12 protein-coding genes are annotated in these 13,223 nt (G+C 68.3%); 5 read left to right on the top strand and 7 right to left on the bottom strand.

The features are described from left to right. Positions 1 to 3: 3 nt before the first annotated feature. Both aztD and V6M46_RS12520 read right to left on the bottom strand, forming a co-directional pair. Positions 4 to 1,188, bottom strand: coding sequence for a zinc metallochaperone AztD (aztD, locus tag V6M46_RS12525; protein ID WP_332665545.1), 1,185 nt, complete (start codon positions 1,186 to 1,188; stop codon positions 4 to 6). Positions 1,189 to 1,313: 125 nt separating this feature from the next. After that, positions 1,314 to 2,012 (bottom strand): protein NO VEIN domain-containing protein, encoded by a 699-nt coding sequence (locus V6M46_RS12520; protein ID WP_332665542.1) that lies wholly within the window; start codon positions 2,010 to 2,012, stop codon positions 1,314 to 1,316. Between the two features lie 235 nt (positions 2,013 to 2,247). Here V6M46_RS12520 and V6M46_RS12515 point away from each other — a divergent pair, with 235 nt between their 5' ends. Further along, the gene (locus V6M46_RS12515; RefSeq protein WP_332665541.1) at positions 2,248 to 3,654 is read left to right on the top strand and encodes a GntP family permease; all 1,407 of its coding nucleotides are present in this window, start codon (positions 2,248 to 2,250) and stop codon (positions 3,652 to 3,654) included. A gap of 17 nt (positions 3,655 to 3,671) precedes the next feature. Here V6M46_RS12515 and V6M46_RS12510 read toward each other — a convergent pair whose 3' ends face one another. Together V6M46_RS12510 and V6M46_RS12505 are read right to left on the bottom strand one after the other, a co-directional pair. Continuing rightward, complete coding sequence (locus V6M46_RS12510) at positions 3,672 to 4,340, bottom strand: hypothetical protein (RefSeq protein ID WP_332665538.1); 669 nt, start codon at positions 4,338 to 4,340, stop codon at positions 3,672 to 3,674. 10 nt (positions 4,341 to 4,350) lie between these two features. Further along, complete coding sequence (locus V6M46_RS12505; RefSeq protein ID WP_332665535.1) at positions 4,351 to 4,929, bottom strand: RNA polymerase sigma factor; 579 nt, start codon at positions 4,927 to 4,929, stop codon at positions 4,351 to 4,353. A 38-nt stretch (positions 4,930 to 4,967) separates the two neighbouring features. Here V6M46_RS12505 and V6M46_RS12500 point away from each other — a divergent pair, with 38 nt between their 5' ends. Both V6M46_RS12500 and V6M46_RS12495 read left to right on the top strand, forming a co-directional pair. Next, positions 4,968 to 5,870, top strand: a complete 903-nt coding sequence (locus tag V6M46_RS12500) for a serine/threonine-protein kinase (protein ID WP_332665532.1) — start codon at positions 4,968 to 4,970, stop codon at positions 5,868 to 5,870. Positions 5,871 to 5,944: 74 nt separating this feature from the next. After that, positions 5,945 to 6,604: a hypothetical protein gene (locus V6M46_RS12495; protein WP_332665531.1), complete on the top strand. Its 660-nt coding sequence runs from the start codon at positions 5,945 to 5,947 to the stop codon at positions 6,602 to 6,604. A 3-nt stretch (positions 6,605 to 6,607) separates the two neighbouring features. Here V6M46_RS12495 and ppdK read toward each other — a convergent pair whose 3' ends face one another. The 3 genes from ppdK to V6M46_RS12480 all read right to left on the bottom strand — a co-directional run bounded on the left by ppdK (position 6,608) and on the right by V6M46_RS12480 (position 11,704). Beyond that, positions 6,608 to 9,289 (bottom strand): pyruvate, phosphate dikinase, encoded by a 2,682-nt coding sequence (gene ppdK, locus V6M46_RS12490; protein ID WP_332665528.1) that lies wholly within the window; start codon positions 9,287 to 9,289, stop codon positions 6,608 to 6,610. A gap of 115 nt (positions 9,290 to 9,404) precedes the next feature. Then, entirely contained in the window at positions 9,405 to 10,709 is a 1,305-nt protein-coding gene (locus V6M46_RS12485) for an HNH endonuclease signature motif containing protein (RefSeq protein WP_332665524.1), read from the bottom strand. A gap of 284 nt (positions 10,710 to 10,993) precedes the next feature. After that, positions 10,994 to 11,704 carry a calcium-binding protein gene (locus V6M46_RS12480; RefSeq protein WP_332665522.1) on the bottom strand — a complete coding sequence of 237 codons (711 nt, stop codon included), beginning with the start codon at positions 11,702 to 11,704 and terminating at the stop codon, positions 10,994 to 10,996. Positions 11,705 to 12,111: 407 nt separating this feature from the next. On the opposite strand from V6M46_RS12480, the gene V6M46_RS19620 reads away from it, so the two are divergent. Both V6M46_RS19620 and V6M46_RS12475 read left to right on the top strand, forming a co-directional pair. After that, positions 12,112 to 12,330 carry a DUF2510 domain-containing protein gene (locus tag V6M46_RS19620; protein ID WP_442880515.1) on the top strand — a complete coding sequence of 73 codons (219 nt, stop codon included), beginning with the start codon at positions 12,112 to 12,114 and terminating at the stop codon, positions 12,328 to 12,330. 255 nt (positions 12,331 to 12,585) lie between these two features. Continuing rightward, positions 12,586 to 13,223: DUF4352 domain-containing protein (locus V6M46_RS12475; RefSeq protein WP_332665520.1), on the top strand; the 638-nt coding region annotated here is incomplete at its 3' end.

Genomic DNA, 13,223 nt, shown 5'->3' with positions numbered 1-13,223 from the left:
GCCTCAGCTCGAGGTGATCTCGTTGGGGACGACGTCCAGCTTGTGGCTGTCGACGACCTTGCCCGAGGGGATGTCGACGACGTGCACCGTCGAGGTCGCCGGCTCGGTGACCCAGGCCGTGTCGCCGCCGATGTGCAGCGTCGGGCGCGGCTGGTGCCAGTCGATGGGCTCGCTCCACGGCTTGACGACCTTGATCGTCGAGAGCGTGCTGCCGTCCTTCGCGTCGAGGACGTGCAGCGCCCCGTCGGTGCCGAGGATGATCGCCTCGCCCGCGGCGCCACGCCCCAGCGAGCGGAACGAGTAGCTCGTGCCGAGGTCGACGATCTTGAGCTTCTTGGTGTCGGTGTCGATCAGCGTGATGCGCTCAGGACGCTCGAGCTCGGCATCCTTGTCGACCTTGTAGTCACCCAGCACGATCGGTGACGACGGCGAGCCGGCCTGGTTGCCGATGCGCCCGTACGAGTCGGGGCTGTCGATCTTGGTGAACGTGCCGTCCTGGTAGACCACGACGCCGTCCTCGCAGCCGATCACCGCGGCGCCGTTGCCGGCCGTCGCCTCGCCGTGCACGCCCGGGCAGTCGTCGGTGCTGGCGATGTCCTTGCCGTCCCGTACGACCTTGGCGCCGTTGCGCGCGTCGGCCGTGCCCTCGGTGACCAGCATGCCGTCCTCGAGCGTCACCGCGACGCCGTGGTGCGGGCTGGCCGCCGTGTAGGTGTCCTGCACCTTCGTGGGGTTGTCGGCGTCGAGGATCTGCGCCGTACCGGCGCCATCGCTCCACAGCACCGTCTTGCCGTCGTGCACGGTGACGTGGCCCGGCTCCGGCGCCGCGAACGACGCACCCAGCGCGGGCTTGCCGTCTGGCAGGTAGTCCGAGTGGTCGCCGTGCGACTTGGCCTCGACGGCCGTGTCGAGCAGCTGGAACCCCTTGGTCTCGGTGGAGATGAAGACGTGCCGCTCGTCGCCGCCCTTGTTGACCCGCAGGAATCCCTCCATCGGGAAGCTCGCGACCTTCTCGAGCGTGTCCCGCTCGAGGACCTGCACTCCCCCGTCGTACGTCACGACGAGCCGGGGTCCGGCCAGCTGGCCCGCCGGCTCGTTGTCGGAGGACGCCTTGGCGATGTCGTCGCTGCTGCCGCCGCACGCCGCGGTGCCGAGAGCCAGCGTCGAGATGATGGCCGCGAGGGCCACCCGAGATCGTCGTACCAGATGCATGAGTGTCGCTTTCCTTATTGGGAATGATTTTCATTCACGATAAGGGATCGCGTGAGGGCGCGGCAAACCGGCCCGCCGAGCGGGCTGCCTGCGGTGAGGCGTCAGGACCTGCTGAGGTCCACTTCGTACGCGAGCGGGACGGCGAGCCTGCGGATCTCGTCAGGCCCGTACTCACGCGATCTCGGGCTGGTCAGCGCGTTGGTCACCACGACCAGCGACCAGTTCAGGTCGTGGCCGGCGGCTCGCAGCTCATTGCCGGTGAAGAGCACCTTCGCCGTCGGACCCGAGAGGCCCTTGACCTTGATGTGACGCAACCTGGGGCCCTTGGTGGCCGTGATGTCCCAGCCGCAGTTCAAGGCACTGACGTCCTCGACGATCCAGCCGTCGACCGCGTACTGCCCGCTGATGAAGCTCATCGCGACGAGCTCGACCTCGCGGTTCGACTCCGGATCGCCGAAGTGGAACGCCGCATCCGCGGGCCCTGCCTCGTCGGGCACGTACGAGATCGGGTTGCGCCCCAGCGACTCCGGCGCCGGGCCGTTGACGTACTGGTCGTAGATCCGGTCTCCCCTGCCGAGGACGCGACCGTAGACGACGCTGCGCATCGTCCGCTTCGGTGCCGGCTCGACGCTCGAGATCTCGACGGCCTGGCGGACGATCCCGTCGAAGCTGAAGATCGCGTACCGCTCGTCCTGCGCTCGCGGCCCCAGTCGCCAGCAGCCGCGATTGGCCTCGTACATCTCGTAGTCGGTCATGCCCTCGCGGTAGCCGACGAAGCTGCGCCCGAGGTCGTCGGTCATGGGGTCTACCTGACGAAGCTCACCCAGGCGTATGTGCAGCATCGGCTCAGGATAGAGGCACTGGGGTGCAGGGTCAGAGGTGACCGCCCCCGTCATGCCAGTGGAAATCGTCCGCGGGCGGCGGCAGGCGTACGTCCGCAAATGCGACAACATGCCGCATCTTTTGCTTTGTGGCCCGGGGTGAGGAAGCATCGACGACGACCCCGCGCGACCCACCTCATACAAGGAGCTGACCGTGGACCCGATCGAACCGGCATACGGCACCACGACCCTGCTGCTGATCGCGATCGCCGCGGTTGCTGTCCTGCTCTTCCTGATCATGAAGGTCCGGCTGCACGCCTTCATCTCGCTCGTGCTGGTCAGTGTGATCACCGCCGTCGCAGCCGGGATCCCCCTGATCGACGTGCCCACGGCTCTGACCACGGGATTCGGCGCCACGCTGGCCTCGGTGGCGCTGCTGGTCGGGTTCGGCGTGATGCTCGGCCGGCTGCTCGAGGTCAGCGGTGGCGCGCAGGTGCTCGCCGACACCCTCATCGGGCGGTTCGGCGAGAAGCGCGCTCCGTTCGCGCTCGGCATCGCGGCGTTGATCTTCGGCCTGCCGATCTTCTTCGACGCCGGCCTGGTCGTGTTCCTGCCGATCATCCTGACCGTCGCCCGGCGGTTCGGCGGATCGCTCCTCTACTACGCGCTGCCGGCCGCCGGCGCCTTCGCCGCCGTGCACGCGCTGCTCCCGCCCCACCCCGGCCCGGTCGCCGCCGGCACGCTGCTGGAGGGCGACATCGGCGTCATCCTGCTGGTCAACCTGCCGATCGCCCTGGTCGCCTGGTACGTCGGTGTCTACCTGGTCTCGCGCCAGCTCGGCGCCCGGTTCGACGTGCCGGTGTCCAACCTCCTGTTCGGCGAGGAGCACGACACCAACGGCACGGCCGTCAGCAACACCGGCGGCACCACCAAGACGATCGCACCGCCCAGCTTCGGCGTGGTGATCGGGCTCCTGGCGATCCCGCTGGTGCTGATCTCGTTCAACACGATCCTGACGACGCTGAAGTCCAACGGGACGATCGACGAGGGCAACGACTTCGTCGACCTGCTGATCCTGATCGGCACCACCCCGGTCGCGCTGCTCATCACGCTGCTCGCCGCGATCGCGCTGCTCGGCACCCGCGGGCGCAGCCTCGACGAGACCAGCGCGCTGCTCGACAAGTCGCTCGGCCCGATCTGCTCGATCATCCTCATCACCGGCGCCGGCGGCATGTTCGGCGGCGTGCTGCGCATCAGCGGCATCGGCGAGGCGCTGACGTCGTCCCTGTCGGACCTCGGCCTCCCGCTGCTCTTCCAGGCCTTCCTGATCGCGACCGCCCTGCGCGTCGCGCAGGGCTCGGCGACGGTCGCCCTGACCACCACCGCCGGCCTCATCGCGTCGGACGCCGGCGGCCTCGGCGACCTGCAGATCGCGTTGCTGGTCACCGCCATCGCCGCGGGCGCCACGGTGCTGTCGCACGTCAACGACTCGGGGTTCTGGCTGGTCAGCCGGTTCTTCGGCATGGACGAGAAGACCACGCTCAAGACCTGGACGGTCATGGAGACGACACTCGGCCTGTCGGCGTTCGCGATCGCCGCCGCGCTCTACCCGCTGGTCTGACCTCGGCGCGGCGGCTTTCAGCAGCCGTCGCGCATGAGTCCCGGCTGAACGCCCTTGGTGACCTCGACGAACGTCACCGGGTCGGAGTCGTCGAGCTCGCCCACCGGCGGGTCGAACAGGTAGCCGATCCAGCCGCCGGTCTGCGGGTCGTACTCGAAGAGCCCGGACTGCTCGTAGCCCGCCTTCACCGGCTCCTTGTCCTCGACCGCGGCGCGGACCTCGGCGTACGTGCTGCCGATCCCCAGGCCGCCCTCGGTGCGGATGAGCTTGCCGCGTACGCCGATCGAGGCGATCTCGCCGTTGCCGAGGGTCTGCACGTCGAGCAGCTCGGCGTACGGCTTGTTCCACGTCAGCGGCAGCACCGGGCAGCCGTCGACCGCCGGGGGCTGGTCCGCGGTGAACATACCCGTCGCCAGCGCCGCCTGCTTGCTCATGCCGACCCGCACCTCGCCGACGGCCCCGGGCGTGATCACCAGGTCGGAGGGCGAGGCGGGCGTCGGCGTCGCGGTCGCGGTCGGCGTCGGCTTGGTGGCCTGGGTGGTCTCCTTGTCGCCGGATGACGCGGAGGCGGGGGTCTTGGACGTCAGGGCGTTCGCCAGCACGCCGGCGCCCACGCCTCCGACGACGCTGACGCCCAGCACGAGGGCGGCGATCTGCTTCTTCATCATGGTTCTGGCTCCGATCATGGACGACTCGTCATTGATCAGATGCGTCAATCGCCAAAAAAGTTGTCGGTGTCGGTGCCAATCTTTCGCGGACACACCCGCGGGCGGTGTGGACGCGGGCCTTGACCGTGCCCACCGGGGACTGGGTAAGAGCGGCGATCTCGTCGTACGGCAGCGCACCCAGGTCGCGCAGCACGAACGCCTCCACCGCGGCCGGATGATCGCGCTCCAGCTGCTCGAGGGCGTCCAGCAGGTCGAGCCGGGTGCCGGCGATGACGCTCGTGGTGCGCGGATCGGACCGCTCGCCGACCACGTCGGTCGTGGTGTCGGCGAAGCGTCGGCGCATCGAGCGGTACGTCATCCGCGCCGTGTTGGAAGCGATCACGGTGACCCACCCCTCGAACGATCCGCGCCCGGCGAAGTCGTCGAGCCGGGTGGCGATCGTCATCAGCGCCTCCTGCGCGGCCTCCTCGGCGTCCTGGCGGAAGGGCAGGAACTTCCCGCAGCGCCGCACGACCAGCGGGCGTACCGCCGCGAGCAGGTCGTCCATCGCGTACGCCTCGCCGGCGCGCGCCCGGGCGACGAGCTCGTCCCAGCCGTCCGTGTCCATCCGTCGCGCGCCCCTTGCGTCGTCCATACTTCTCGGTGATGAAGCACATCGGACGCTACCGCCTGGACCGGGTCCACGGGTCCGGTGCGTTCGCGACGGTGTGGCAGGGCTTCGACACCGAGCTCGAGATCCCCGTCGCGATCAAGGTGCTCGCCGAGAACTGGTCGCACCATGTCGACGTGCGTGAGCGGTTCCTCGCCGAGGCCAAGCTGCTGCGTCGCCTCAGCAGCGACCGGGTGGTGCGCGTCTACGACGTCGGTACGCACGAGGGTCAGCCGTTCTTCGTCATGGACTTCGCGACCGGCGGCACGCTCGCCGATCGCGCCGACGGATCGCTGCCGCCCGACCGCGCGCTCGAGCTCGCCGCGCAGTCGGCCCGGGCGGTCCAGGTGCTGCACGACGCCGGCGTCATCCACCGCGACATCAAGCCCAGCAACCTGCTGATCGACGTCGACCAGGACGGGCACGAGCGGGTCGTGGTCGCCGATCTCGGCAGCGCCAAGCGGCTCGCCGAGGCCAGTGGCATCACCGTCACGACCGGCACACCGTCGTACATGGCGCCCGAGCAGGCCCTCGGCCGCCGGATCGACGAGCGGTGCGACATCTACGCGCTCGGTGTGGTGACGTACGTGCTGCTGACCGGCACGCTGCCCTACGACGTCAGCGACCCGATGTCGCTCGTGACGCGCAAGGCGTCCGATCGTCCCGGGCGGCTGCCCGCTGAGCAGCACGTCGCGCTCAACTCGGTCCTCGCCCGCGCCATGGCGCTCGAGCCCGCGGCCCGGCCCAAGAGCGCCGAGGAGTTCGCCGTCGCCCTCGAACGTGTCGCGTCCGGCGAGGCCGACGTCGAGTCACCCGGCTGGCCGACGAAGGTCATCGTGCCGGTGGCTGCGACGCTGTTCGCCGCCTGCGCCGCGATCACCTGGCTCCTCCTCCGCTGAGCCTCCCCAGCCGGTCGACTCCTCCACCGGCAAGTTCCGCTGATCAGGCGAGAGGTTGTGGGAGGGTGTTCGCCATGCAGATCCCCAGGACCCGCGGCTTCTACGCGGCGGCCGTCATCTTCGCGCTCACGTTGATCCAGCTCGCGATCGGCGCGTTCGCCGGGCTCGACCAGTTCGAGGGCAAGGGATTCGGCTACCGCCTGCTCGCCTATCCCGCGCTGATGCTGATCGTCCCGGCCGTCTGGTGGTGGCGCGATCTCGGCACCCTCAACGATCCGGCGGAACGCTCCTTGAGCCTGTCGAAAGGACAACGTACGCCCGCCGACCAGCTGCCGTGGGGCGCGTTCGCGCTGATCATGGCGCCGTTCCTCATCGACGTCTCCGGCAACACGGTCAACCTTTACGACGCGGTCGACTGGTGGGACAACGCCAACCACTTCTTCAACTGGTTCCTGCTGCTGTGGGGCTGCGGCCTGCTGCTGCGCCTGATCTGGTCCGGCCCGGCGTGGGGCCTCGTCCTCACGATCACCGGCCTCGGCGCGATCCTGGCCGTCGGCTGGGAGCTCGGCGAGTGGTACACCTTCATCCGCCGCGGCACCGAGCTCGACGGCGCGTACGAGGACACCCTCAGCGACGAGCTGCTCGGCACCCTCGGCGCCCTGATCGCCGCGTTGATCGTGGGTCGGCGGGCGAAGGCGGACGAAGACGTCGAGGACGTCGTCAAGGTGGTCTAGCGCTCAGGCGGAGGCCGAGGGCGCGCTTGCGGAGCGGCCGGCCTCGAGCCGGGCGACGGGTACGCGATAGGGCGAGCACGACACGTAGTCGAGCCCCACCTCGTCGAAGAAGTGGATCGAGGCGGGGTCTCCCCCGTGCTCACCGCAGACGCCGAGGTGCAGGTCGGGGCGTGCCTGGCGGCCCTTCATCACCGCGTGCTCGACGAGCAGGCCGACGCCCTCGACGTCGATCGACTCGAACGGCGAGACCGCGAAGATGCCCTTCTCGAGGTACGTCGAGAAGAACGACGCCTCGACGTCATCGCGGGAGAATCCCCACGTCATCTGCGTCAGGTCATTGGTGCCGAAGGAGAAGAACTCCGCCGATCGCGCGATCTTGTCGGCGACCGTCACCGCACGCGGCAGCTCGATCATCGTGCCGATCTTGAACGCGAGCTCGGCGCCGGTCTCCTTCTCGATCTCGGCGGCGACGGCGAGCACCTCGGCCTTCATCAGCTCGAACTCCTGCGGCGCGGCGACCAGCGGGATCATGATCTCCGGCTGCGGATCCTTGCCGGCGGCCTTGAGCGTGGCGGCGGCCTCGAGGATGGCCCGCGCCTGCATCTTGAAGAGGCCGGGGATGACGATGCCGAGGCGTACGCCGCGCAGCCCCAGCATCGGGTTCTCCTCGTGCAGCCGCTTCACCGCGGCGAGCAGCTTGTGCGTACGCGGGTTGTCCTCGCCGTGCTCCTCCTCGATCGCGACCTGCACCGCGAGGTCGGTGTAGTCGGGCAGGAACTCGTGCAGCGGCGGGTCGAGCAGCCGGATCGTGACCGGCAGCCCGTCCATCGCCTCGAGGATGCCGGCGAAGTCGTCACGCTGCATCGGCACCAGCGCGTCGAGCGCCTGGTGCTGCTCCTCGGGCGTCTCGGCCAGGATGAGGTGCTCGACGAGCTCGCGCCGCTCGCCGAGGAACATGTGCTCGGTGCGGCACAGCCCGATGCCCTGGGCGCCGAACCTGCGGGCCCGCGCGGCGTCGTCCGGGGTGTCGGCGTTGGCGCGCACGCCCAGCCGACGTACGTCATCGGCGTGGGCCATCAGCGCGGTCACCGCGCGTACGAGATCATCGTCGGCGGTCTCGTCACCCTCGAAGTGGCGTACGACCAGCGAGTCGACCACGTCGACGGCGCCTTCGAAGATCTCGCCGGTGGTGCCGTCGATCGAGATGACGTCGCCCTCCTCGATGACCGTGCCGTCGGCGGCGGTGAACCGGCCGGCGTCGGTGTCGACGTCGAGCTCGTCGGCGCCGCACACGCACGTACGCCCCATGCCGCGCGCCACGACGGCGGCGTGCGAGGTCTTGCCGCCGCGACTCGTCAGGATGCCCTTGGCGGCGACCATGCCGGACAGGTCGTCGGGGGTGGTCGTGCGGCGTACGAGGATGACGTCGTCGCCGTTGGCCGCCCACTCGACGGCGGTCGGCGAGTCGAACACGGCCTTGCCGACCGCGGCACCGGGCGACGCGTTCATGCCCTTGCCGATCAGGTGCCGCTCGGCGTCGGTGTCGAACCGCGGGAACATCAGCTGCGCGAGCTGCGCGCCGGTCACCCGGTCGACCGCCTCGTCGAGGTCGATGATGCCCTCCTCGGCGAACGAGTGGGCGATGCGGAACGCGGCCTCGGCCGTACGCTTGCCGATCCGCGTCTGCAGCATCCAGAGCTTGCCGTGCTCGACGGTGAACTCGATGTCGCACAGGTCCTTGTAGTGGTGCTCGAGCCGCTCCATGATCACGAGCAGCTCGTCGTACGCGGCCTTGTCGACCTGCTCGAGCTCGGCGAGCGGGATCGTGTTGCGGATGCCGGAGACCACGTCCTCGCCCTGCGCGTTGACGAGGTAGTCGCCGTAGAGGCCCTGCGCGCCGGTCGACGGGTCGCGCGTGAACGCGACGCCCGTGCCGGAGTCGTCTCCCCCGTTGCCGAACACCATCGAGCAGATGTTGACCGCGGTGCCGAGGTCGTCGGGGATGTGCTCCTGGCGGCGGTAGAGCGCGGCCCGCTCGGTGTTCCACGAGTCGAAGACGGCCAGCACCGCCATGTCGAGCTGCTCGCGCGGGTCCTGCGGGAAGTCGCGGCCGCCGTGCTCCTTGATCAGCCCCTTGTAGGTCTCGATGAGTCCCTGCAGGGCGTCGGCGGTGAGGTCGAGGTCGTCGTCGGTCTTGTGGTCTGCCTTGAGCGCGTCGAGCGCCTCGGCGAACACGGTGGCTTCGATGCCCAGCACGGTGCTGCCGAACATCTGCAGCAGCCGGCGATAGGAGTCGTACGCGAACCGTTCGTCGCCGCCGGCCATCTGCGCCAGGCCCTTGACCGACTCGTCGTTGAGCCCGACGTTGAGGACGGTCTCCATCATCCCCGGCATGGAGAACTTCGCGCCCGATCGCACCGACACCAGCAGCGGGTCGTCCGGATCGCCCAGCTTCTTGCCGCGCGCCTGCTCCAGCGCCGCGAGGTGCTCACTGACCTCGTCGGCCAGCCCGTCCGGCTCCTTGTTCTCCGTCATGTATGCGCGACAGGCGTCGGTGCTGATCGTGAATCCCGGCGGAACCGGCAACCCGAGGTTGGTCATCTCCGCGAGGTTGGCCCCCTTGCCGCCCAGGAGATCCTTCTGATCCATCCCGCCATCGCTGAAGTCGTACACAAACTTGGCCATCCCCGATCATGACTCAAGAAGGGCTCACCCGCACAGTTGTGGGCCCTCGCCGCGCCGGTCGAATTACCCACCCAACCGCACCTCGGGCATGCCGACGGAGCCTGTGTCGACAGGCTCAGGCGGCGGTTGGGGTGGCGGCGTCGGGGCGGAATCGGGAGTTCCGCACGGGCTTTCGTCTTGGGTCGATCGACGCGGGTGGGATGAACTCGGGATAGCCGTCGTCGGCGAACCAGACCTCCCATTCGTCGGCGTGGATCACCCGGTGATGGTGGGCGCAGATCAGGACGAGTTCGCCCAGGTCGGTCGCGCCGCCTTCGGCCCAACGCCTGCGGGCGTGATGGCCGACGCACCAGGATGGTGGCCGGTCGCACCCAGGGAAGCTGCACCCGCGGTCGCGGCGTTCGGCGGCTCGGCGCTGTGCCCGGTTGAACAGTCGCTGCTCGCGACCGCAGTCCAGTGGGAGGGGCTTGCCGTTGAACACCATCGGCAACAGCCCGTGCTCGCAGGCCATTCGCCGGGCCTCGTAGGCGGAGACTCGGCAGCCGGTCGACAGCGTCCCGGCCTTCAGGCCGTCGATCAGACTCTTCAGGTCGATGTTGACCGTGACGGTCACCCCGACGCCAGCGGTGTCAGGGAGCTTGTCGGCCGGCAAGTGCTCGATCAGGGTGCAGAACGCCTCAGCCATCTGCTGTCCGTACGTCGGCCGCTCGTCGAGCACCGCCAGTGCGGGGTCGTCCTCGGCCTTCTTGATCTGCGGAGCGTTGAGCGCCTCGAGCGCGTTCTTGAGCATCTCGCCCTGCGCCTCGGGGATGACGAACTCACCTTTGTAGGTGCCGTCCCTGCGGTCCGCCATCCAGAAGTAGGAAGCCTTGCGCGCGTTCTTCTCACGCTCCGCAAGGGTCTCGTTCTCGTGCTTGTCCACGTCATCGGGCGCGAAAGTCTCAGTGATTCGGTCGGCCTTGCGGCTCAGGTCCTTGAGGCTGAGCTTCTTGGCGTCGTCCAGCAGTTGGGTCTCGCAGCCTTCGCGCTGCGCGTCGGTCGGTTCGCCGGGCAGGTCCTTGACCTTGTCGGCGATCAGCTCCGCCTGCGCCAGACTCACCTCACCCCGGGCCAGCGCCTCCTGCGTGGCGGACGCCGACTCGAGCTTCGCCGCCTGCTTGAGCAGACGAGACGCAGCAGCCGGATCGCCGCCAAATGAGTTGGCGATCATCGCGCCCGTCGACGCCGCACCGATCGACGCGGCCGCCTCGGACCGGTCGGCCGCGGCGGCCGCCGCGAGCTGGTGTGCCTTGACCCGGGCCTCCAACCGACCCAGCATCTCGCACGCGCGGATCTGCTCGGCCGCACTCAGGTGGTCGTAAGCGTCGAGTCGCATGGCATCGAGCGCTGCAGCGGCGGCTCCCAATGTCGACTCGAACATGTGTTCTAGTCAACCAGTCGGGCCGGTCTGAGTCAAGCCGTCTGTCTACTTTTTTTGCTGCTATTTCAGGCCAAAATGCAAATCACAGACCTCGCGGTCCCAGCCTACAGATGCCCGCCGACAGCATGGTTCAGCGCCGACCGGGCCCTGTGGACGCGCTAGCCGACTGACCGCCCCCTCGCCGGTCGAGTAGCCGACTGAGCTCTGCGAAGGAGGCGTATCGAGACCACGCCACCCGGCCGCACACCGTCAAAGGTGCGCGGCCGGAGAGGCATTGAGATGGATCAGTGGAAGGTGTCAGCGGCGTTCTTGTTGGTGACCGCGTAGTCGAAGTTGTCGACGTCCACGTTGTCGCGGTGAGCCGCATCGTGCTCGATGACGTCCTTCACCGCGAACTTGTCCTTGCCCTGACCGCCGACCAGGTGGTCGTACGCCGGGGTGACCTCGTGCGACTCGAGGGTGTCATCGCCCGCCTGGCCCTCGAGCCAGTCACTGCCCTCGTACCCGTTGAGGTAGTCGTTGCCGTCGCCGCCGTAGAGCTCGTCGGAGCCGTCGTTGCCGCTGGCCCAGCTGAAGAGGACGTCATTGCCCTCCTCGCCGCGAATGACGTCGTCGCCGGCGCCACCGTTGATGGTGTCGTTCTCGGTGCCGCCCATGATGAAGTCGTTGCCCGCCTCGCCGAGGACCTGGTCCGCGCCGCTGCCGGTGTAGATCTCGTCGTGGCCCTCGCCGCCGTACACGACGTCGGCGCCGGTGCCGGACAGGACCTCGTCGTCGCCGCCGAGGGCGTAGATCGTGTCGTTGCCGGAGGTGCCGTAGATCTTGTCGGCGCAGGCGGTGCCGTATGTCGTGACGCCGGGCTTCGCGATGATGACCTTGCCGTCGGTGCACGGGGCAGCCTGGGCCGCGGTGCCGGTCGCGGTCAGGCCGACGACGGAGATGGCGCCGGCGAGAGCCAGCTTGGCGATGATGCGGAAGGTGGGTGTGGTGGTCATGATTCCGTCCTTGGAGGTGAGTTGTTCAGCTCCGGACGTCTGCCGGGCTCATGGATAAGAGCCCCGGCCTCACAGAATCTTGCAAAAACTTCCGCACCAATCCGAATCAGTCGAAACCACGCTCGCCGCAAAGCTCGAGCGCCCCTCGCCGGTCGAGTAGCCGACCGAGCCCTGCGAGGGAGGCGTATCGAGGCCCCTACGCCGACGGGAATCGACCAGCCAAGTCCGTATGGAGCAACGCACGCTGCCCGCATCCAGAGGGCCCGCCTGCTGCAGAGACTCGACGACACTCCGAGCAAGACAGGTAGTCACCACACTCGGGACCTTCGTCCCGGGTCATCTCCCGCGATCCGACCTACGCTCAGGTGCCGCGCCTCACTGGAGCCGCCGCTCTCGGAGGGAATCACATGACCGACAAACCGCCCGCAGGCTGGTATCCCGACTCCGAGGGAACGACGCGCTGGTGGGACGGCTCGGGATGGACTGAGACCCTCCACTCTTCACACACCGCCAGCGCGATCATGCCCGTGCCGCCGGTCGAGCAGCCGCTCACTCCCCGCACAGAGGCAGGGGCTCACAAAGCCCCCGCGAAGGCTAAGGCGGACCGGTCGTGGTTCAAGAAGTAGCAGCGACGCCTGCATCAACCTCGCGCTGAAATAGCCGCGACCCAGACTTCGGCTCGGTGGGCGGTCACGCACGGCCCACCGAGCCGAAGAACCACCCCGCGAATGGGCCCGTCGCGGCCGCTAAACGCGCCGCGATTCAAGTCGCGGAAAGTCTGTTGCGTATGTCAGGACCTTCGTCCCGGGTCATCTCCCGGGATCCGACCTACCCTCAGGTGCCGCGCCTCACTGGAGCCGCCGCTCTCGGAGGGAATCACCATGACCGACAACCCACCTGCAGGTTGGTATCCCGACAGCGAAGGGACCATGCGCTGGTGGGATGGCTCGGAATGGACCGAGACCCTCCAGACGTCGCACACGTCGACCGCGACCATGCCGGGCCCGTCGGCCGAGCAGCCGCGCAACCCGAAGGCTGAGTTGAAGGCCGCCAAGGCGTACGCGAAGGCGAACCGGCCTTGGTACAAGAAGAAGCGCTGGATCGGCGCGATCATCATCCTCGTCATCATCGTGATCGCGAGCCTGAGCAGCGGCGGAGGCGACGACCCGAAGAAAGTCGACTCATCCGGCAACACGGTCGACACCAAGAAGGACGACAAGGTCGGCTCCAAGAGCAATCCCATCGCCGTCGGCGAGACAGTTGAGCTTCAGGGCACCCGATACACGGTCAAGTCCGCCAAGACCGCGTCGACGGTCGGTGGCGAGTTCTTCGAGGAGAAGGCCGGCGGCGTCTACGTCATCGTCGAGCTGACGATCGAGAACACCAAGGACGAGACCAAGACCTTCTTCTCCGACGCAGCCAAGTTGATCGGCGGCAACGACAAGAAGTACAGCACCGACGACGACGGCACCATCGCCGCGATCGGTGAGGACGGCGAGCCGCTGATCTTCGAGGACAT

Source organism: Aeromicrobium sp. (assembly GCF_036676885.1).
GTDB lineage: Bacteria > Actinomycetota > Actinomycetes > Propionibacteriales > Nocardioidaceae > Aeromicrobium.
Note: the sequence above shows the minus strand (reverse complement) of the source record. Positions and strands in the feature narration are given on the sequence as shown.